General features: G+C 42.3%; 19 protein-coding genes. 3 read left to right on the forward strand and 16 right to left on the reverse strand.

The window, feature by feature from the left end; all coding sequences use genetic code 11:
* Positions 1 to 262: 262 nt before the first annotated feature.
* Positions 263 to 1,369 carry an ornithine cyclodeaminase gene (locus tag PSYCG_RS09165; protein WP_020443937.1) on the reverse strand — a complete coding sequence of 369 codons (1,107 nt, stop codon included), beginning with the start codon at positions 1,367 to 1,369 and terminating at the stop codon, positions 263 to 265.
* A gap of 168 nt (positions 1,370 to 1,537) precedes the next feature.
* Here PSYCG_RS09165 and PSYCG_RS09170 point away from each other — a divergent pair, with 168 nt between their 5' ends.
* Positions 1,538 to 1,969 (forward strand): Lrp/AsnC family transcriptional regulator, encoded by a 432-nt coding sequence (locus tag PSYCG_RS09170; RefSeq protein ID WP_020443938.1) that lies wholly within the window; start codon positions 1,538 to 1,540, stop codon positions 1,967 to 1,969.
* 166 nt (positions 1,970 to 2,135) lie between these two features.
* Positions 2,136 to 2,270, forward strand: a complete 135-nt coding sequence (locus PSYCG_RS13695) for a hypothetical protein (RefSeq protein ID WP_020443939.1) — start codon at positions 2,136 to 2,138, stop codon at positions 2,268 to 2,270.
* Between the two features lie 44 nt (positions 2,271 to 2,314).
* Here PSYCG_RS13695 and PSYCG_RS09180 read toward each other — a convergent pair whose 3' ends face one another.
* From PSYCG_RS09180 to PSYCG_RS13360, 12 genes are all read right to left on the reverse strand, one after another.
* Entirely contained in the window at positions 2,315 to 2,989 is a 675-nt protein-coding gene (locus PSYCG_RS09180; protein ID WP_020443940.1) for a glycosyltransferase, read from the reverse strand.
* A 44-nt stretch (positions 2,990 to 3,033) separates the two neighbouring features.
* The gene (locus PSYCG_RS09185) at positions 3,034 to 3,831 is read right to left on the reverse strand and encodes a class I SAM-dependent DNA methyltransferase (RefSeq protein WP_020443941.1); all 798 of its coding nucleotides are present in this window, start codon (positions 3,829 to 3,831) and stop codon (positions 3,034 to 3,036) included.
* Complete coding sequence (locus PSYCG_RS09190) at positions 3,815 to 4,675, reverse strand: PIG-L deacetylase family protein (RefSeq protein WP_020443942.1); 861 nt, start codon at positions 4,673 to 4,675, stop codon at positions 3,815 to 3,817. The genes PSYCG_RS09185 and PSYCG_RS09190 overlap by 17 nt, the downstream gene beginning before the upstream one ends.
* Positions 4,663 to 5,745, reverse strand: a complete 1,083-nt coding sequence (locus PSYCG_RS09195; RefSeq protein ID WP_020443943.1) for an acyl-CoA/acyl-ACP dehydrogenase — start codon at positions 5,743 to 5,745, stop codon at positions 4,663 to 4,665. The genes PSYCG_RS09190 and PSYCG_RS09195 overlap by 13 nt, the downstream gene beginning before the upstream one ends.
* A 19-nt stretch (positions 5,746 to 5,764) precedes the next feature.
* Positions 5,765 to 7,366, reverse strand: coding sequence for an alpha,alpha-trehalose-phosphate synthase (UDP-forming) (locus tag PSYCG_RS09200; protein ID WP_020443944.1), 1,602 nt, complete (start codon positions 7,364 to 7,366; stop codon positions 5,765 to 5,767).
* Complete coding sequence (otsB, locus tag PSYCG_RS09205) at positions 7,363 to 8,244, reverse strand: trehalose-phosphatase (protein WP_020443945.1); 882 nt, start codon at positions 8,242 to 8,244, stop codon at positions 7,363 to 7,365. The genes PSYCG_RS09200 and otsB overlap by 4 nt, the downstream gene beginning before the upstream one ends.
* A gap of 593 nt (positions 8,245 to 8,837) precedes the next feature.
* Positions 8,838 to 9,569, reverse strand: a complete 732-nt coding sequence (locus tag PSYCG_RS09210; RefSeq protein ID WP_020443947.1) for a nucleotidyltransferase family protein — start codon at positions 9,567 to 9,569, stop codon at positions 8,838 to 8,840.
* Positions 9,562 to 10,911, reverse strand: a complete 1,350-nt coding sequence (locus tag PSYCG_RS09215) for an XdhC family protein (protein WP_020443948.1) — start codon at positions 10,909 to 10,911, stop codon at positions 9,562 to 9,564. Before PSYCG_RS09215 ends, PSYCG_RS09210 begins: the two co-directional genes overlap by 8 nt.
* 97 nt (positions 10,912 to 11,008) lie before the next feature.
* Complete coding sequence (locus PSYCG_RS09220; RefSeq protein ID WP_020443949.1) at positions 11,009 to 13,462, reverse strand: xanthine dehydrogenase family protein molybdopterin-binding subunit; 2,454 nt, start codon at positions 13,460 to 13,462, stop codon at positions 11,009 to 11,011.
* Positions 13,463 to 13,464: 2 nt separating this feature from the next.
* Entirely contained in the window at positions 13,465 to 14,457 is a 993-nt protein-coding gene (locus PSYCG_RS09225) for an FAD binding domain-containing protein (protein WP_020443950.1), read from the reverse strand.
* Positions 14,454 to 15,143 carry a 2Fe-2S iron-sulfur cluster-binding protein gene (locus tag PSYCG_RS09230; RefSeq protein ID WP_020443951.1) on the reverse strand — a complete coding sequence of 230 codons (690 nt, stop codon included), beginning with the start codon at positions 15,141 to 15,143 and terminating at the stop codon, positions 14,454 to 14,456. Before PSYCG_RS09230 ends, PSYCG_RS09225 begins: the two co-directional genes overlap by 4 nt.
* Before the next feature lie 138 nt (positions 15,144 to 15,281).
* Positions 15,282 to 15,425, reverse strand: a complete 144-nt coding sequence (locus tag PSYCG_RS13360) for a hypothetical protein (RefSeq protein WP_187289113.1) — start codon at positions 15,423 to 15,425, stop codon at positions 15,282 to 15,284.
* A 293-nt stretch (positions 15,426 to 15,718) separates the two neighbouring features.
* Here PSYCG_RS13360 and PSYCG_RS09235 point away from each other — a divergent pair, with 293 nt between their 5' ends.
* Complete coding sequence (locus PSYCG_RS09235; protein WP_020443953.1) at positions 15,719 to 15,961, forward strand: hypothetical protein; 243 nt, start codon at positions 15,719 to 15,721, stop codon at positions 15,959 to 15,961.
* Positions 15,962 to 16,088: 127 nt separating this feature from the next.
* Here the strand turns inward: PSYCG_RS09235 and PSYCG_RS09240 are convergent, their stop codons facing one another.
* From PSYCG_RS09240 to PSYCG_RS09250, 3 genes are all read right to left on the reverse strand, one after another.
* Positions 16,089 to 16,814: a DUF3726 domain-containing protein gene (locus PSYCG_RS09240; protein ID WP_020443954.1), complete on the reverse strand. Its 726-nt coding sequence runs from the start codon at positions 16,812 to 16,814 to the stop codon at positions 16,089 to 16,091.
* On the reverse strand, positions 16,798 to 18,528 hold the full coding sequence (locus PSYCG_RS09245; protein ID WP_020443955.1) for a hypothetical protein: 1,731 nt from the start codon (positions 18,526 to 18,528) through the stop codon (positions 16,798 to 16,800). Before PSYCG_RS09245 ends, PSYCG_RS09240 begins: the two co-directional genes overlap by 17 nt.
* Positions 18,529 to 18,639: 111 nt before the next feature.
* Positions 18,640 to 20,319: a BCCT family transporter gene (locus PSYCG_RS09250; protein WP_020443956.1), complete on the reverse strand. Its 1,680-nt coding sequence runs from the start codon at positions 20,317 to 20,319 to the stop codon at positions 18,640 to 18,642.
* Between the last annotated feature and the right edge of the window lie 114 nt (positions 20,320 to 20,433).

Raw genomic sequence — 20,433 nt, forward strand, 5'->3', positions numbered from 1 at the left:
TCATATCAGTCATGATTTTGTCTCTATTAAATAAAATAATTTTTACATCATTTAAGTTAAATTAATTTTTATATATTAAAGCTCTTGAAAATTAGCAGATATATTTAAAACAATAAACATATCCATAACTATCCAAGAGCCTTGCTAAATATAGATAAAATTTAAAAAAATGATGCAGATTTTAAACGCTACACAAAATGAGAAATGCTTATCATTTTTTTGTACTAATTACTGTTGTATCAATAGCGATTGTATTAATCACTTACGACATAGCCGCAACCGCCGATTCAGCTTCATTCGTCACTAGGCTATGATCTTTGCTATGTTCTTTCACTACCGAATATAAGTTTTTAGGATCAGCTTGTTGCGGGATTAGATCTAAAATCTCATACCCTCCCTGCTCTCTGATCAAGTCGCGTAAAAACACCAACGCTGTAAAGTCTTCTGAGGCAAAACCAACGCCATCAAACACGACGAGATCATCCGCTGACGTTCGAGCCTGCACTTCACCTTTGAGGATGCGATGAAACTCAGTAACAGGGAAGTCGCTTGATAGATTTTGGATTTCCCCCTCAATGCGTGTCTGAGGCTCAAACTCTACAATCACATGATCTGCTCGCATTAATATATTTTTATCCAGCTCTGTCTTACCAGGACAATCACCGCCTATCGCATTGATATAAACACCTTTTGTAATTATATCGTCTCGTAAAATAGTGGCATTGGTTTTGTCGGCCGTACAGGTAGTAATGATCTCTGCACCCAAAACAGCTTCTTCTAACGTGCGACAAACAATCACTTTCAAACCTGAGTCTGAAAGGTTATCAGCCGTTTTCTGCGATGCTGCTGGATCAATATCATACAAACGAACTTCTGAGATACCCATGATGGCTTTCATACCCAATGCTTGAAATTCAGACTGAGCGCCGTTTCCTATTAACGCAAGTTTTTTGACGCCCTTTGGCGCGCAATGTTTGGCCAGCATGGCTGATGTGGCAGCCGTACGTAATGCCGTCAGGATACACATCTCTGTCAGCAAAATAGGATAGCCAGTTTCGACGTCAGACAAGATACCCATCGCCGCTACGGTCTGCAAGTTTCGTTTGGTATTGATTGGATGACCATTGACATATTTGCAGGCAAACATCTCTCCATCGCTGACTGGCATCAACTCGATGACACCGTCTTTTGAATGCGAAGCAAAGCGAGAAGATTTTTCAAATTGATCCCAACGAAGATAATCTTGCTCTAAAGCATCCACTAGATCTGTAATACATTGCTCAACACCATACTCATGAATCATTTTAGCCATCGCTTGTACACTAACGAATGGCACGCCTTCCTTGGGTGATACGATAAATTTAGACATTAATGCTATTCCTTTTCATGAATATTGTTTGTTGAACCGACAATTAATATCCTACCAACTATAATTGTCAGTTAAAATGTCAATAAGTTATTAAATATGGACGTATTTTTGACATATTGTTAAGTGCTACCTAGCATAATGTCAAAATTCAATGAAGGAAGCATTTTTATGGCGTATTACACTTATGATTCTTTAGATAGCGAACTGATATCTGAACTTCGACAAGATGGTCGAGCAACCATCTCAAACCTTGCTAAAAAACTCAAAGTCTCTCGTGCCACTATCCAAAACAGATTGGATAGACTGATGCATAACGGCGCTATTTTAGGATTTACGATTCGAGTGCATGAGGCACTAGATAAAGAAACCGTCAAAGCGATGATGATGATTGAAGTAACAGGAAAGTCTACGTCACAAGTGATTAGGAAACTGCGGGGTATCCCGCAACTGATTAAGCTACATACGACCAATGGGGCGTGGGACTTGGTCGCAGAAATACACACCACAAGCTTGAGAGAATTTGATGAAGTGCTGCGTCAAGTCAGAGAGATTGACGGCATTCTTAATAGCGAAACCAGTGTTCTGCTTTCGAGTTTGTAATATAACTATACTCAGAAAAATATGTTCAGCGCAGCCTAATGTTCAATTCTCTAGTAAGAACTTGAATCTTAGGCTGTAGGCTAAGGGTATCAATGGTTTGATGTAGTGGCATAATAAAACTGGACAGCTTCTAAGAGGTTAGATAAACCCAAAGAAGGAAAATAGTATGACCAACAAACGCAACCAATATATCCAAGAATTCAAACTTGAAGCTATCAGCTTAGTGGTTGATCACCAACGTAAAATACCCGATGTAGCAAACTTACTTGGTATTGGTAGATCAACTGTAGTGGTCAAATAATTTAGAACACCTGACCACTACAGTACAGTCTCATATTGCATATCTTAATGTAGATTGTTTTGTTCTAAACGGGTTAGAAATGCTGCAAAACCTTCGGTTGCTCGAGCCTGTAGTCGGCTACTGGTCATTACACGGACACGATTGCTCCAAGTGATGGCATAGCTTTGAGCTTCAAATCTACTGACCAAGTCCACATCCTCATGACAAGGTATAGATGCAAAGCCGCCAACAGCCAGATAAGCCTCACTACTAAAACTTAAATTTGCTCCATGAATATGATGGTGTCCCATTCTATCTTGGTAATGAGCGATATAATCCTTTCGAGTTTGCGGTGTTAACCGTGCCCAACTGTCAACTTGCACTACGCCGCAAATCATATCTGTCGGTTGGTGGCTAATATGTTCAATCTGCTGTGCCAACCAATCTACAGTTACCACGGAGTCAGCGTCTGTACAGGCAATCCATGCGGCACCATTTGTGATCGCATGACGAATACCAATATCTCTCACCCTTCCCACACATTGATAGTCACAGCATAAGTAATCAATACCAGCGGCTTTGACGATGGACTGCGTATTATCAGTACAGCTATCCAACACCACTAGCGGATACGCTTTAATCGTTGAGGGCAATTGCTCGATAGCGCTCCGTACTGATGCCAAGCATTTAGCGATGGTCATTACCTCATTATGAGCGGGAATCACAATGCCAATTTTCATAGCCTATTCACCTCTCTACTCAGTTTTTTAAAACTTATACCCTGTTATATCAAGTTTTCTTGCATGGCTACCGAGCTTGGAGAACGTTGCCAAATATCTAATAAGAAATCATTGTCTATCACTTGGCTTTGATGATTGAACGCAACGTGATGCTTCTCATTACTTGCAAAGTTAAAGGCATGTTGCAGGCGCTGATGTATGGTTTCACCTGTCATAGCAAAGCCATCAATAGCATAGCGCCAATGACAGCATAGCAATGTACCGCCTATAGCAAGGTTTTGCTGAGTCCAAGCGATCACTGTATCAATATCATTGGGTGATAAATAATATAAAATTTCACTAATGACAATTAAATCAAAGGCTGGCTCTATAGTAGGTGTATCGTTTGATAAAGGATAAGCCTCTATGATTGCCTCCTTTAAATTTAATAATCTATTAGGAACCACACCTTGAATGACCTTAACATGAGACAATTCTGCCAAGCGCTCTTTGGCAAGTTGCACTGCCCGTTGATTCCCATCGATACTCACTAATGCCCGACAACGTTGAGATAATAACTCACTAAGCACGCCGTTTCCGCAGCCTAGTTCAATGGCATTGTTATATTGAGATTGGGGCAGTATTGCTAGACAAATATCACGTTTTCGTTTTTCATACCAGCGAGTTTGATACTGCCATGGGTCCGTGCTGTCATTATATAATGCGTCAAAATACGATTCTGAATAAGCAGAGGTTTGGCACTTAGTAGCAGAATTATCATCTAAGACAGTTTTAGCATAATCTACACTATCGACTAAGTTATCGGCATTCATTAATGGCTTAGGTTCAGAAGTGTGATTCATATAAATAAACCTCCCAAGGTTGGCTGATTCTAGCAATCGTTTGCGCGGATAAAATAGGCGGATTGCCCGTACTGTCATCAGCAGTGATTTGACTTTCAAAGCAGGCAATGGCCTCTATTTTACGCTGTAGCTGCTCAGTGGTTAAGTCAACTCTCATGGCACAGTGCCAAGGAATACGGCTATCCGCAGGTTTTGCCCAATGCCATGCCCAAATTAATACCTGATAACAGGCTAAATGATGCTGCTTGGCAAATGAGACCACCACTTGTCCAGTTGCTTCATGGTCAGGATGCCCGTCATGCATAAAAGGCGTTATTAAAATATCGTTAGGTTTAATAATGGTGGATAGTTTCTGGTGAAACTGATCTTGTTGGGCAAAGACATTGCCATCTGTTAAGTCTAAAGCAACAGTCGTGACCTGATGGGCCACACTCAATACTTCTAGCGCTTTGACACTTTCTTGTGGACGGATGATATTAAGCTTTTCTTGAGAATAAAATTGCGAGTTTGGATGACTTTGTGTGCCATTAGTCACGTGAATAAGAACGATAGGATTGCCATTCGCCGCCAGTTGTTGCAACAGACCGCCACAGCCTAGCACTTCATCATCAGGATGCGGGGCGAAGATACAGACACGCTGATGCGGGGCAAAGCTTTTTGCAATATCAAATCGAGGCATGTCTTGCAGTCCTGACCAGTTTTTCCAAGCATCTTGACTGGTGCCATCACCTTCAATAACACGGTCACCTACAATCGGATGGTTGCCTTCAGGAAAAGCAACATGGGTAGCAGCATTATCTTTGGTGGCAGGTTCTACAGCCTTATTAGATATTATAGTTGCCATATATTGTCCTGCCCATCAGTTAAGTCATTGGCTAAAATACCAGTTAATTCGCCGATTTTCTGTAAGTCAACAGCGCCATGACTTTGGCGGATAAACACGGGCAGATCGGCTGACAATCTTGCAAAATGGGCATTGCGACAAAATGGTGCTGCTCCCAATGCCTGCCCGACAACCTCCATTACTTGGCGAGCGACTTTCTCAACTTGTAATCTTAGCTGGCGTATGGCAAGTTCATGACTCAGCTGTGGCTGGCTATCTATCAAATCAGCAACATAACGAAAATACTGCTGAGTGACTGCCAATGCCGTACTAATTTGACCCAAATACATGGCTTTATAATTGTTTGGTTTCTGCTGATAGGCGTTGATCAAGTAGCTTGATAGGTAAGCGGTTGCCCCGTACCAGCAAGCAGCAACACCTGCCGCCCCATGCCAAAAACCCACCCTTTCTAGGTATTTATTGGCTCTCCCAACTTGGGTGGCCGATACTTCATGGAACTTTAATGTTGCTGTATCAGTGGCTTGCATCCCTACTGCCTGCCACTCCTCGTTATCAATCTCAATACCAGATTGACTCATATCTACGACAAGCAATTGCGCGTGACCATTACCATCACGATACGTTATGAGTCCATGATCTACCATATTGGCGCCAGAACACCACGCTTTGGTACCACTGACTTTTCCTTGCTCATAACGTATAGGATTACCCTCTGCTGCCCAAACAGCCCACAACCCTTGATCAGCTTTAGCATAGCCCACCTCATGTAAAATACTTAGCGCATCCAAGTGCGACTCAAACCATTTTGCAATCGTTAAATCAACACCTGCTACATAAGCCAAAATTTGCCAACGGATCAACGTCCTTGATATTGCACCATTTACATTGGTAGCACCACTTGCCGGATGCGGGACTTTCTCGCTATAGGTGATTAAGGCTTTTAGAATGTCATGACGTAATGCATCAGTTAAGCCAAGCGTCCTAATGGTTTGATTATCAGTACGTATGATATTGTCTATACTGGCTTTAATCTCTGATAATAAAGGATTTGTTGCATCTAACGGTAGCATAAGGGTCTCCTAATCGTTCTTATGAGTCAGACATTTGGACTGTGACAGGTTTTGAAATACCTGTTTGTCGCCTTTTAACATCATACAGATCATCTAAAAAACTCTGCTGCCAGGCTTGCAAATTATCTTTTTGCAGTCCTTGCAGTAGCGATTGATAGCGCGACTGCCGCTCACCTAATGGCATCGTCAGAGCAATGCTTAAACCTTCTGTCATACTTTTTGGCTGATGTGGGTCGATAATGACCGCAGCTTGCATTTGCGCCGCTGCCCCAGCGTAACGTGAGAGCAATAGCACGCCAGGATTATCAGGATTTTGAGCGGCAATATACTCTTTGGCAACCAGATTCATACCATCTTTGAGCGAATTGACCCAGCCGATATCACTCTGCCAGAACATCGTCATTAGTGTCTCGTGGCTTATTACGCTTTCGTCATAGTTGATAGCTTGCCAATTATCTGTAGAAGCATCTTTTGTATATTTACTAGGCAAAAACTGCTGATTAATATCATTAACAGCAGTTTTAACATCATGATGAAGTCGTTGATAAGCAGGCACATCTAAGCGACTAGGACAGGCGATTTGTAATAATTTCAGTTGATTCTGATAGGACGGATTTTGCTGTAAAAAATTGCGATATGCCGAAAAACGCTTTAACAAACCTTTTGAGTAATCAATTCTATCTACTGCAATAATCTGCTGGGCGTTATACTTTATGCGTTTTTTGCTCTGATGGGCTTTGACGGCTTGTACTGAGCCGTGCGCAGACAAGTGACTGACCTGTTGTTGGATTCTCTCCACGTTCACACCAATTGGATAAGCCTTAACCATTAAAGAATGCTGGGATTTTAAATCTAAATTGAGCAGTAACTGCACATCAGATGATTTATATAGACTAGCAGCATGTTTGTCGTGCAAAACATTTATTGGTGAGAGCTCTAAAGAACATACTGCTAAAATCTTATCTGTTAAATAATATCTGCAAACCGCAAGACAGTTGGCTCTACCTTGATGAGTTTGTGTACCAAGTACGTCATAATGAGCAAGGTGCCTAATGAGCTCATCGCTTTTATCAAGCGATTGCCAAAATGGCAATGAGACAAATGGGATGTGTAAAAAAAATCCGATACGATTGTGAATACCCAACTGCCTACAATGATATGCCACACTTAAAAAGTGATAATCATGAACCCAAATCACATCATCAGGCTTAATAATCTTCTTTAATTGCTTAGCAAAAAGATGGTTTACCTCTTGATAGCCTGCGTAATCCTCTGGTGTTTCATGAATTAAATCAGGTCGCTCGTGCAATAATGGCCACAATACATTATTAGCAAACCCACAGTAAAACTGCTGATATTGCTCAGTCGTAAAAGCAGTGGTCATATAAGTAATAGAGGTCTTGCCCTGTGATATATCTATGCCTGATAAGACGGCTTGTTTGGTAATACTAAATTCATTAGAGAAATCATCATCAAATCTATTAACAATTTCACCATTCCAGCCCATCCAAATGACTGATTTTTCCATTAATACGTCTTGCAGTGCTATCGCCAGTCCGCCTGCCATTGGATTTTTATCAGGCATTTTAACCCGATTAGACAAGACGATTAAGCGGCTCATATCACGTGTCTCACTGTTTCTTTTGCTAGCATTGAATGCTCTTGGCAAAAGCCTAAAAAGCTATTCAGTAATATGGTGACCTCATGAGTATTACATACATAGTAATTGGCATGCGTAGCCTCACTACCAACCTTAATCCCCATCCCTTTTAATGGCTGTGGCTGACTGGCTATTATTTGATTTTCACCTTGTACAGCGATAAACCCTGCTTCATCAGTAGTATCATCACCGATAAAAATAGGGAAAATACTATTACTACTCTGCATTCTTTTTAATAAAGTCAGAATCGCGCTACCTTTATCCACTCCTTTTGGCACTATCTCCCAAACATACTTACCGGATTTCAATGTCCAGTTAGCATAAGTTTTTAAGGTTTCTACCATGATGGTATAAGCCGCATCAGCCAAAACAGGGTTCTTTCGGAAATGGAGGGCGACAGAATAGGGTTTATCTTCTACGATGAAGTCATCAAAGGGAATGCAAGATTGGATAATAGACTTTCTTATTATAGCAAGTTCCATGATGTCAACAGATACAGCATGTGTCTCATTATGATCACTGATATCATCAAACGCTATTTCTAGTCCATGCGTTGCGGCAATCGGTAATGTTAAAGGAGACAGCATTTGCCTTGCTTCAGCCAAACTGCGTCCTGTTACGACAGCAAGTTTTACACCATGGCTTTGTATTTTTTGTAGAAGAATTAAGGTTGATGTTGGGATAACGCTGTCTTTTGGATTCAGTGTGAAATCAGCTAACGTACCATCTATATCTAGAAACAAATAATAATTTTGCTGAGGGCATAAATAGTCAGCAAAGTTTTTTGGCAGAATATAGATAGGTCGCCTATTTATACTGGGATTTCTTCCTGAAGTCACGTTTATTCCCTTTTAGTATGAGACCATTTTTCGCTCTAACACCACCTAAGTTTGAAATAATTTAGCTGCTAAAAGTTACTGTCGTTTTTAATATAGATCTATGGGAAGGCCACTATTAAGCAACTAAACCTAATAAGAAGTGTGCCATAGCTCCAGTAAAAATCTAGTGACCAGAGTGTGCTGTTTGACGTGAGTTCTGTAACTCATTGAACACGGTTGCCATTTATAGCAGGCCGCTATACATTGTATGTAATTCAATGGCGCTTAGCTTTTCGCGTAGTGCGCTCATTTGTAACTTGCAGCTCTTGTAATACGCTACTTTCTCTTTATCCTCTAAGCTTTTTTGATAAGTAAAATCGTCCAATAGCATTAAACAATTTGTAATTAACTTGAGATTATTTAATGATATATCCTCATACTTACCCAAAGTATGAGACTTGATTTTTGAGCGCAATTAAAATAATCCCAAACTACAGCCCCATATTTTTTAATCAGTTCGTCCCTTGATTCTACGCTACTCTTATCATTTTCTTTCATCGCAATCCTTAAACTATATACTCCTGTGTTTATAATTACCCATTTTTTATAAATGACTAAGCATCAAGCCAATGCTGTTGTCTGGCATAAAAAAGCTGTTTGGGCGTATCGATATCATAGCTAAGTTGATGGTTTATGACCGTACTTAACTGATTGGGCGGTAAGGCTCTAATCAAATAGCGCAGACCTTTATCCCCTCTCAGTGCTGGTTTCCATTGTTTGAGACGCTCAACATTAATGACTATCGGAAGACCGATGATATTATTCTTACCTGTATCAGTAGAATACGCTTTATCTAGATATTGATAACGACTAGCGACCACTGTGCTTTTGAACGCTAATAATTCTTTCAAATGCTCACTATCTAACAATACTTGATCTACCCCCATGATTAACACCCGATTAAACAACGAAACCTTCAAGTTAGTCAGAGCTTCAATACCAAGAGACAAGCTATGCGCCATACCCGTTTTAGGTATTAAATTAATCACGGTATAGATTATTGAATTTTGACGGACCAACTCATTAATCGCATCAGTGATTGCTGGTTGATCTTGAGGAAGGACAACAATAACGGCAAGAGGCTTTGTGGCTAATGCTATTTTAGTCATATAACAGATGAGAGGTTCGCCATGCTTGCTGAGCAGTTGCTTAGATTGACCAAGACGCTCGCTCAGACCGCTCGCTAAGACAATAACAGCATGGTCTTTTTCATCATTTAATGTACTACTGGGCAATGGATTTTTGGTTGATAAAATAGAATTATTAGTATCAACATCGCTAGTCATGGGCGTAATCATTTTTATAATTATTGAAGCCTGATTGCTCTGAGGTTTGAATAGTATATTGACTATTTGGCAGTGATGTTTGCGGCGCGTGCCCATGAATCACCGCGCTCATTTGTGCCATGATACTGAGTGCCAATGCTTCAGGTCCATCCCCACCCAACTTATAACCGATAGGATAATGCAGTTTACGAATACCATCAGCTAAAATATGTGGGTTAGCACTTGTCTCACTAATTTCTTTGATTAAACGCTCAGTACGATAGCGAGGTCCCAGTTGTCCAAGATAACGATATTGAGCAGAATGCTCTAGTAGTACGGCTAGTCGGGCGTGGTCTTGAGCCAGACTATGAGACATCACAGCAACGGCGGCGCCAGCACTGAGATTGAGCAATGTTTCGGTTTTATCCAAAGCCACGCACAGTACTGAGTCTGCTTGGCTAAAGCGCAAACGTGTCGCATATTGTGGACGACTGTCTATTACAGTGACATGCCAATCCTGTAGCTTTGCCATCGTCACCAATGGTATAACATCATTGCCTGCCCCACAAATCAGTAATCGGATTTGTGGGCAAATGCGCTGCAATAACCACTCACTCTCATGCTTCCGATCACCTGTAGCTTGTAACTCTAAATCGCTCGTTAACTTAATGTATTCAGCATTTTTTTTATGAAACTTATGGTTTGATAGTTTTTGAATAGTATTTAACAACATATCATCTATAAACGTATTCGAATCGCTTATCGTGTTGCGGTTCAAATATAAATCGGTCAGACTTCCTGTCTTTAAATACGTATCTAAATAAATGCGGCTACCAACTTGCAGGTCGAGCGCTCCGTTTTCGCTACCATCCGACCTAATAAGAGTGGCAATTGTTACTGGCTGTTGAGTATTACGAACCTGACGAATTAGATCCAATAGCGGTATTGCTGTCGCTAAACGCTCAAACAATACATGCACTCGTCCATTACAACCCAAGCCAAAATTGAGCTCACCCTCTAAAAAATCGTCTTCAGACATATCCTCATCTTTGACAGTAATGCCTTCTTCTACAACAGTTGAATCAGGATCGCCATTGTTGAGATATCTAATATCATCCCCTGTCTGGTAAACTTGTACATTCGCGCCATGACGGGTCAGCCAAAACGCGCGTTTGATAATATGCGGCTCAAGGCAGCCGCCGCTAATCATCCCAACCGAACGTCCATCGGCGCAGATAAGCATCATCGCACCTGGTTGCCGATACGCCGAGCCTTCTGTACGAACTACGGTAGCTAATACAGCATCGATGTTTTGTTGTATCGCTTGCTCAGCAAGGTCAAGGATATCAGCAGTTTGATTCATAACGTTCCTTATAGACTTATCAATAAGCTTAGAGAATAAGCTAAAAAAACCCGCTGTTTAATCGGGTTTTTTTAAGCAAAACAGTATTTGATAAGAATCAATCTGGCAGTTGGTCAATAAGCTTATCTAGAGTAATGGGGAAGTCTCGAACCCGGATACCGACCGCGTTATAGATAGCATTCGCAATCGCTGCTGCAGCGCCTGAAATTGCCGTTTCGCCAATCCCTTTGATATGCATTGGATTGGTATAACGATCATCTTCTTCTAGCAAAATAACATCCAATTGCGGTACGTCAGCATTCACAGGAATATGGTATTCAGAGAGGTCATGATTACACAAGCGTCCGTCATGCTTATCATGGATAACTTCTTCCATTAACGCCGAACCTATGCCAAAAACCATACCACCATAGCATTGTGAAGTAGCAGTTTTGTGATTGAGGATACGCCCTGCGGCAAATACTCCCGTCATACGCTTGACTCGAATCTCACCCGTTACTCGGTGCACAGCGACTTCCGCAAAATTGGCACCGAATGAAGATTGGCGATGGGTTTTTTCATTTTTACCCGGTTTAATCTTGCCTTTAGCACTTAACTTTTGGTCGTCATATTGCGCGATAATATCGGCTAGTGAATAACTATTATGGCCACTAAAATCATACCTGCTTTGTTTAGCCGTATATTTCTCTGGCAAGCGTTCCAATACGGATTCAGGGAGAGGCACGCTCGTTTTTTCTGCTAACTTCTCTACAAGTTCAGTGGCGACATCCTTACCAGATTCAATGATAGTCTCTGTTACTGTAACTTCATGCTCTCCTATTTCGCTGATCTGACCGTTATTTAGCTGGATAGTGTCGGAGTATAGTCCAACTTTGTCTGCCAGCATTTCACGCAATTGCTGACACGCCAGATAAATACTGCTACCTGAGCTTGCCGCACCCATGCTACCGCCTGAACCAACGGCTGGCAGCATACTGGTATCGCCAAGTTTCATCTCAATATGGTCAACCGGTAGACCAAGTAGATCAGCAGCAATTTGGGTAAATACGGTATAAGAGCCCGTACCAATATCGGTCATATCCGTTTCAATAATGGCTTTGATCCCAAGCGTTTTTGAGTCATCGAGTTGTAGGGTTGCTCTTGCTTCAGAAAGCTTTAACTGATTACCACGGGCAGCGGCAGCCATACCGATACCCAACCACCAGTCTCCTTCTAAGCTCTTGGCAGGCATCTTATTGCGCTTCTCCCAACCAAACTGCTCAGCCCCTTTTTCCATACAGGCGATCAGCTGCCGAGTTGAAAAAGGTATTTCTTTACTAGGATCCTGATGAGGCTCATTACGACGGCGTAGCTCTATAGGATCCATATCTAATTGAATGGCCAGCTCGTCCATTGCACATTCAACAGCAATTAACCCCACTGCTTCCCCAGGAGCGCGCATTGAACCTGATAACACTTTATTGACATCAACCATCTGATAGTCGACCTGACGATTTTCACCGCGGTATAGATAGTGAGTAGACAGCGCTGCAGGCTCAAAGAAGCTCTCGCCGGGTAAGTTACTAGTAATAGTATTATGGATAAAAGTATTAATAATACCGTTTTTATTACAGCCGATGCCAATCCGTTGGCGCGTATCTGAGCGCCTTATGGTGGTTTCCATGACTTGCGGGCGAGTCATCACAATCAATACCGGACGCTTTAGCTCTTTTGCAGAAATGGCCGCGGCAATCGATTCAGGGGCAATGCCAAGTTTACTGCCAAAACCGCCACCAACGTAATGAGCAATCAGTTGTACATTATCTGGATCTAAATTTAAAGCATCCGCCACTTGTTGTTTGCAAGATGACAACATCTGATTGGCCGTATACATGATTAATTTCTCATCCTCCCAATAAGCCAATGTAGCATGTGGCTCCATGGGCGAACTACTCTGGCTTGGCGTATGGTAAACCTGATCAAACGAAACCTCAGACTCTTTAAGTCCTTGCTCTGGGTAGCCCTGCTTATAATTCTTGTCCGAGCCTTTTTTTTCATCAACCGAATGCGCATTTACCAATGCTGAGCTGAAATCTATTACAGCATCTGCTGTTTCATCTTCATAAGTCACCTTGAGGGCTTTTGCGCCTTCAGTAGCCGCTTCAAAGGTTTCAGCGATTACGGCAGCTATGGGCTGACCATGGTAAAAAATCTCAGCGACGCCCTGAGTGGGTGCTTTTTTCTCTCCGCCTTGCTGAGCATTACGCAAAAAATGCTCGGGATCAGTAACCACTTTAATAATACCTGGAATCGCCTCTACTGCATGGCTATCGATGTGCTTCACCTTGCCTTTAGCAATGGTCGCACCAACTAAGACGCCGTAAACCTGTCCTTCAATATAAAATTCTGCGCTATAAGTCGCTTGTCCACTGACTTTCAAGGAACCGTCTACACGGTTGATAGGCTTACCAACCAATTGACTGGCAGTTTTATCAAAAAGAGTATCAACTGGGTTATCCATGGTCAGTTTTTTTGTGGGTTCTGATGGCAGTACTGCGTCCAATAGTGACATGATTATGCTCCCTTACCCGTTAGTGCGCGCTCAATAACTTGCTTTAACAAGCGACGCGTCAGCGGTATCTTAAAATCGTTCTGACCACTACCCTTGGCATCTTTTAATAGCAAATCTGCCGCTTGCGAAATAATGTCAACATTACCGTCTGTACCTATGAGTAATGCTTCAACCGCTTCATTACGCCAAGGCTTAGTGCCAATACCACCAAATGCCAAACGTACCGTTTCTAATTTTCCTTGATTATTGACGTTTATTACGGCCGCGCATGACACTAAAGCAAAGGCGTAAGAGGCGCGATCACGAACTTTGTCATAAGTGTGCATGCCTTTCACTGGAGCTGGGAGAACAATATGAGTAATCAGCTCCCCTGTCTCTAAGACAGTTTCGATATTTGGCGTGTCTTTTGGCAAGCAATAGAAGTCTTTAATCGGAATCTGGCGCGAGGTGCCGTCTGCTTGGAGCGTCTCAATGGTGGCATCGAGTAAGCGCATCGCTACCGCCATATCTGATGGGTGCTGGGCAATACAATCATCACTCGTTCCTAAGACAGCAAGCGGACGATTTTCACCTTTAATAGCGGGACAACCAGAACCAGGATTGCGTTTATTACAAGGACTATCGGGCTGATAAAAGTAGTAACAACGGGTACGTTGTAATAGATTTCCGCCTGTAGTGGCTCTGTTGCGCAATTGACCTGTCGCTCCGGCTAAAATTGCTCGAGAGAGTACAGGATAGTTTGCAATCACAGTGGGATGCGCCGCCAAATCACTGTTCGTCACCAGCGTGCCGATGCGTAATCCACCATCAGCGGTAGTCTCTATTTGTTGCAGCTCCAAGCGCGTGATATCAACCAATTTTTGAGGAGTCTCAATCTCAATCTTCATTAAATCTAGTAAATTGGTGCCGCCGGCAATAAAAGATGCATCCTCAGGCGTGGCAAACATCACGGCTTGTTGCGGTTCGAGGACACGAATATATTCAAAGCGTTTCATGAACGTTCTCCCTTAGCACTGGCAGCATTGGGAACATTAGCAACATTGGCAGTTTGCTTTACCATTGAATGACCACCAATTTGTGCCTCGCTAGGCGGCGGCGACCAAATACCGCTAATAGTTAGAGCAGCTGCCTCATCATTGCGTGTATCGTTAATCACTGAAGAAGAATCTGATAGTTGGTTTTCGAGTACCTGTGAGATGGCTTTGATAATATTAGGATAGGCTGAACAGCGACAAATATTGCCACTCATGCGCTCAGCAATTTCTTGTACTAGTAGTCCATTGGGATTTTGCAAATCAGTAGTTACATGACTTGGCCACTGTTGCTTGATTTCCTCTATCAATGCCGTTGCAGAACAAATTTGTCCCGGCGTGCAATAGCCACATTGAAACGCATCATGATCTTTAAAAGCCTGTTGCAATTCTGATAGCGATTCAGGTAGTCCGATACCTTCAATGGTGGTAATCTCATCACCATCGTGCATGACCGCTAATGTCAAACAAGAATTGATTCGTCGACCATTAATAATCATAGTACAAGCGCCGCATTGCCCATGATCGCAGCCTTTTTTTGGTCCTGTGATATGTAGATGGTGACGACATACATCCAGCAATGTCGTTCGCGGGTCAAGATTATCAAAATCATAATCCTGCTGATTAATCGTTAACATTAAATTAGACATGCTGGCTTCTCGCTGGCAAAGGATAATAAAATATTAGATTAGGTCTTGTAACTAGTCTATAGATTAAATGTTAACTGTTAACTACATTCAGTTATTGCTGTTGTGTTTTTCGGGACCATGAGATTTTGGTAATTTGAACTACGAACCCATAATGGGCGCAGTTCGATTAATTTCCGACTGCGCTACTTGTTCAGGTGATCCTTGCGCTACAATTTTTCCACCTTCATCACCAGCGCCCTGACCGATATCAATAATACACTCGCTACTTATGGCAACCTGCATATCGTGCTCAACCATAATAACCGTACTGCCAGTGTCAACAAGAACATTACAATCACCTAGTTAGCTCTATCAGTACCAGTCAAAATACAAGAACGTCGTATCTCTAAAGAAGATTGGAGCAGTTAGTAACAGTCGTAACCTTTCGTCAAGTTTCATAAAGCTACGCAACGTCATAATCCTTTATCATTTCCTTTGTCGACAGAGTAAGGCTTCATCAAGACATTTTTTTGATGGTAAGTCTTGCTTCTCAATCAATAATTCATGTTTGAATACGAATTTGGAAGGAAATGATAATGAAAAATACAATGATAAGCGCTATTGTAGCTGCTACCGTTTGTTTTGCTATGATTGGTCAAGCAAGTGCTGCACCCGCGCCGCATGTTGCAAAACATCATGTTACCCATACAAAGCAACATAAAGCTCCTCAGAAAGTAATGGTTAAAAAAGTTGCAAATAAGAAGGTTGCACATAAGAGAGTTGTGGCTCAACACCATAAACCTGCACCTAAAGTCGTATATGTTCAAAACCGTCGTTAATTAGCATACATTTAATGGTATTATCTGATGAAAAAATAGCTCCTAGTTAGGAGCTATTTTGTATTGTGTTATAGGTTGTACTTTTATCTATGGTCGTTTCAGCAGCAATGAATGCTTGCTCTATAGGCTATACACCTCCTGCCCCTTTACTTGATGCCTCACTGTTTTCGACCAATATTGCTGCAGCACTTTTTTTCAGAGTTGCCCACTGCCCATCATCAACATAAATGCCTTCTTTCCATGCCCTTTGATGGGTTTCATACAACTCATCTGTTGATACTTTACGATCAAAGTACTGAATATCCTGTTCAATATCAAAGTTGGCCGTTGATAGCTCAATGACCATGTCATTGGTATTATAATTAGCCTGTGCCTCATTAAAAAAATACAGATCAGGATAAACAAATCTTTTATCTAAAGTAAATATCGTATGCTTGGGTGCGCTACCATTGTCCCACTTCGCCAAACAAGCAATGCCTTTTGCCGCCAATTTTGCAAGCTCACTATAAGCCAGCCAGCGGTTATGACAATTCTGCAAATACACTTTAAAATGATCGCGACTGCCCATCTTTTCAATCACATAATCCATTACTGCCGGTAAATGACAGACCAAACTGCTCCCATGCAAGTCTAATCTGACTTCACCCTCGCCTTGATAGATGATATCAATCGCAACATCACGTTCAGACAAAATAAAAGGACTGGCATTATTGAAATGCAAAATACCATTTAGACCAGCCATTTGTAGCTCAGCTACCATGGAAGCAATAAGGTCAGCTTCGCCTACTTCACGTTGCATGCCCAAAAAAGCTTTATTCACCATGGTCACTATTTCGTTATGCGATACGATCATGGGTTAGCCCTCTTTTCGGTACAGATAAATTTGGTAATAAAGGAAACAACCACTCATCGCTGTGTACTTCAGCAAACAAAGGCGCACCTTGGAATAGCGTGACACGCACCCAGCGATCTGATCTTGGATCGAACTTAGTCGCGCCAAACATAGACAATTTACAGCGTAACAAGTGCATTGGTAATGCCGTCTTCTGCAGCACATTAATCTGAATATCGCCCATCTTTTTATGCCCCATTGTCCAGACGCGCCGAGCAATAGAACGATACTTTGGTTGCTTTAAGATAAATTCTGACAACAACTGCTGTGGATCCGCTTGTTGTAATGCCAGATATAAAGTATTCGCCTGCCTACCAATATCTAATAGGAATTCCTTATCATCGCCACGCTCTTGTCCGCGCACACCCATTCTTGGCTCTTCTTTATCTTCTGAGCGATACCAGAACCAATAGACATTATCTTCTGCCCCAAAATCAATGCTGATCGCCCATTGATAACGCACTTCTAATATGTCAATCAAGTCTTGTACGACTTTGCCACCGGGCAGCGACATGGTTTCATCAGCATTGGCTTGCCCTGCAAACCCATCAACAAGCTCAGGATAAAGCTCCATCATGCAAGAAGTAATGACCTCTTGACTCTCAAAACTAAGGTGTGCCTGACGCTGTAAAAAATCAGCCCACGTAACACATCCTTCAATCTCGCTCATAAAGTTGTTTTGTAGCTTATTCAGCTCATCAACGACGGTACTATTCAGTAGAATTTGCGGCTCATTGATAGTCACCACTTCAGAGAAATGCTGGATAGCGCGCTTCATTAAGTTTGAAAGCTGCTGGATTTTATTATTACGATCATCTTCAATATCACAGACCAACACCGCTTGTAGCGCGCCTTCACGCGCACTCAGCCATTGATCAACGACACAAGGATGATTAATGAGATAAGGTGCCATTCCAAGACCAGTCGCATTACCTATGCCCAGATACTGCTTAATCTCCGGATGCAAGCTGACCGCTTTATCACCGCCCTTTTTCTGAGCCAAATAATCGACCCAGTCAAGGCTAAATTCTCGAATGAGATACACGGCACACATCTGGGCGCGAAAAGATTGATTAAAATCCTCGCTGTGATCTAGCGGTTTAAAGTCATAAATACCGAATTTACCATTGCCATAAACTGCCGTGGTACGCAGGATATAGCCGACTTGCGCAAGTACGTCCAAATCAGGCTGCTGACCTTCAGCAAGTGAGCTGACAATATGATCAAAGACCCGTACGCTTTTGTTGGCACGTGCCAGCACCATTACCATGTTGGAGTTACGACCCGCTTCTTGTAATGGCACATTGGCTTTTAGGTTTGCCAGCAGCTCGTCCCCTATTTCCCCGTAAACTAGGGCAAATGTAACATCCCATTTTTGCGCAATGACACGATCATTACGTTCTTCATCGGCAATCTGATTGCAAAATACCACCAAGTGATAGACGTGTTCAGGCGTTTGTAAACGATAAATGACCTGTCCATAGCCGTCGTTATCTAAATCCCATAGATGCTTGCTTAATGTCCAATGCTCTTTGTCGATTTTGCGCAATAACGTACGGACGAAGCTAATACGCGTTTGGTGCATAGCGCCGAGTCGTTCAGAATGCATCACCACATCGGGTGTACGGAAGCCGACTGCATCTAGCTTATCGTTGTTTGGCAAAGTATGTTCCATATAACTATCACCTTCAATAATGTGTTGAACCAACCACCTTTTAATACTTTTAATACTTTGGATTTACGGCTTTTATACGCAAATAAATGATCATCTATAATAAAGCGCTACCTAGTCGATTTTTTTATTTTTTTCGACAAGTTGCTCTTCGATGAGTTGATGAGCAGTTTCCACTCTATTAGGGCGATAAAGATCTTGATCCCGTGCCATTTGCTGGGCAATTTTTGGTCCATTCCATAATGATGGCAGCAAAACAAAGGATACAGGCACTGCCGTAATGACAATAAAGGATTGCAACGCTGTCACACCGCCTGCACCAAGCGAGATAAGAACAATCGCCGTTACCCCCATCATCACGCCCCAAAAGGTGCGAATAATAGCATTTGGCTCTCTCTCACCACTGATCACGACACTGATGGTATAGGTCATCGAATCACCAGTAGTAACAATGAAAACCATGGTTAGAATGATAAACAATAAGGAAGTAATTAAAGGAAATGGCAGCTGCTGAGTGATGGCAAGCAGTGCTCCAGGAAGATTAAAGCCTTCAAATGCTGTACTCACACTACCAGGATTGGCAATCTCAAACGCAAGACCCGAACCGCCGATGACCGTGAACCAAAAGCAGGTAACCAATGGCGCCAAAATGCACACGGTCGTAATCAATTCACGAATCGTGCGACCGCGTGAGATACGAGCAATAAATATCGCCATCATCGGGCCATAACCCAAAAACCAGCCCCAAAAGAAAACCGTCCAACCACCAAGCCAAGCTTCATCACCGCGATAGGTTGCCATCGGGATAAAGTTTTGCACCATGGTGCCAACACCTTGAATATACCCATTAACAATAAATTTGCTAGGACCAAACATCAAAATAAAGACCATCAGACCAAAGGCCAATATGACATTAAAGCGACTGAGCAGCTGCATACCTCGAGCAAGACCACTAATGGCTGAGAGTGTATAAAGTGCAATAGCAAAGATGATGATGATAAGTTGGGTCATAAAGGTATCAGGAATACCAAACAGCGTATTTAATGCATAGCTTGTTTGTAAACCCAAAAATCCAATAGGACCGATCGTACCGGCAGCAACCGCGACAATACAGCAAGCGTCGATAATTGCGCCCGTATGACCTGTCAGCACGCGCTCACCAAACATAGGGTATAAAAGCGTACGCGGTTTCAGCGGCAAGCCTTTATCATAATGTAGATGCATCACCACAATAGCCGTCAAGCTACCGACAATTGACCAAGCTAAAAATCCCCAATGCATAAAGGACTGAGATAGCGCATTGAAAGCGCGTTGTTGGATATCAGCAGATTCGCCATACAGTGGCGGTGCGCTAACGAAATGAGCGATAGGTTCAGCGGCTGCCCAAAAGACGCCGCCGCCAGCGAGCAGCGTACAGAATAAAATCGCCATCCATTTAAAACCGTCCATCTCAGGCTTCGCTAGATTACCTAAAATGACGCGGCCTGTGCGACCTGCGCCGACTGCTAGTGCAATCACAAAGGTCGCTAACAATAATATTTGCCAAAAAGGGCCAAAGACCGTTGCCGACCAAGAAAATCCGATATTGATGAATTTTGCCAACCGCTCTTCGGCAAAGATGGCCATAAGAACAAACACAATGATAAAGCCGCCACTATACCAAAATGCTGGGTTTTTTAGCCCTAAAGTATCTGATGGAGTCTCTAAATGCATTAAATTATCCGCTATCTTATCGGTTTCGTGAGAGCGTCCTTGCTCATGTTGCTTACTGTTAAATCCTTTTAAATCAGCCATGATGTGATTCCATATGATAATGTTGCGTCATTTAAATTGGCGTTTTATCTAAACCGTCTTACCCATCTATACTTTAATGCTTGTGACTTTGAGTTTTAGCCAGCATTTTAGAAA

Source organism: Psychrobacter sp. G (assembly GCF_000418305.1).
GTDB classification, from domain to species: Bacteria; Pseudomonadota; Gammaproteobacteria; order Pseudomonadales; family Moraxellaceae; genus Psychrobacter; species Psychrobacter cryohalolentis.

What these genes read in the sequence shown, in the direction of transcription:
- PSYCG_RS13695 (WP_020443939.1), top strand. Translation starts at nt 2,136, where the DNA reads ATGACCAACAAACGCAACCAATATATCCAAGAATTCAAACTTGAAGCT.
- PSYCG_RS09230 (WP_020443951.1), bottom strand. Translation starts at nt 15,143, where the DNA reads ATGTCTAATTTAATGTTAACGATTAATCAGCAGGATTATGATTTTGAT.
- PSYCG_RS09185 (WP_020443941.1), bottom strand. Translation starts at nt 3,831, where the DNA reads ATGAATCACACTTCTGAACCTAAGCCATTAATGAATGCCGATAACTTA.
- PSYCG_RS09245 (WP_020443955.1), bottom strand. Translation starts at nt 18,528, where the DNA reads ATGGAACATACTTTGCCAAACAACGATAAGCTAGATGCAGTCGGCTTC.
- PSYCG_RS09220 (WP_020443949.1), bottom strand. Translation starts at nt 13,462, where the DNA reads ATGTCACTATTGGACGCAGTACTGCCATCAGAACCCACAAAAAAACTG.
- PSYCG_RS09225 (WP_020443950.1), bottom strand. Translation starts at nt 14,457, where the DNA reads ATGAAACGCTTTGAATATATTCGTGTCCTCGAACCGCAACAAGCCGTG.
- PSYCG_RS09200 (WP_020443944.1), bottom strand. Translation starts at nt 7,366, where the DNA reads ATGAGCCGCTTAATCGTCTTGTCTAATCGGGTTAAAATGCCTGATAAA.
- PSYCG_RS09235 (WP_020443953.1), top strand. Translation starts at nt 15,719, where the DNA reads ATGAAAAATACAATGATAAGCGCTATTGTAGCTGCTACCGTTTGTTTT.
- PSYCG_RS09240 (WP_020443954.1), bottom strand. Translation starts at nt 16,814, where the DNA reads ATGATCGTATCGCATAACGAAATAGTGACCATGGTGAATAAAGCTTTT.
- PSYCG_RS09180 (WP_020443940.1), bottom strand. Translation starts at nt 2,989, where the DNA reads ATGAAAATTGGCATTGTGATTCCCGCTCATAATGAGGTAATGACCATC.
- PSYCG_RS13360 (WP_187289113.1), bottom strand. Translation starts at nt 15,425, where the DNA reads ATGCAGGTTGCCATAAGTAGCGAGTGTATTATTGATATCGGTCAGGGC.
- PSYCG_RS09195 (WP_020443943.1), bottom strand. Translation starts at nt 5,745, where the DNA reads ATGCTACCGTTAGATGCAACAAATCCTTTATTATCAGAGATTAAAGCC.
- PSYCG_RS09190 (WP_020443942.1), bottom strand. Translation starts at nt 4,675, where the DNA reads ATGGCAACTATAATATCTAATAAGGCTGTAGAACCTGCCACCAAAGAT.
- PSYCG_RS09210 (WP_020443947.1), bottom strand. Translation starts at nt 9,569, where the DNA reads ATGACTAGCGATGTTGATACTAATAATTCTATTTTATCAACCAAAAAT.
- PSYCG_RS09165 (WP_020443937.1), bottom strand. Translation starts at nt 1,369, where the DNA reads ATGTCTAAATTTATCGTATCACCCAAGGAAGGCGTGCCATTCGTTAGT.
- PSYCG_RS09250 (WP_020443956.1), bottom strand. Translation starts at nt 20,319, where the DNA reads ATGGCTGATTTAAAAGGATTTAACAGTAAGCAACATGAGCAAGGACGC.
- PSYCG_RS09215 (WP_020443948.1), bottom strand. Translation starts at nt 10,911, where the DNA reads ATGAATCAAACTGCTGATATCCTTGACCTTGCTGAGCAAGCGATACAA.
- PSYCG_RS09170 (WP_020443938.1), top strand. Translation starts at nt 1,538, where the DNA reads ATGGCGTATTACACTTATGATTCTTTAGATAGCGAACTGATATCTGAA.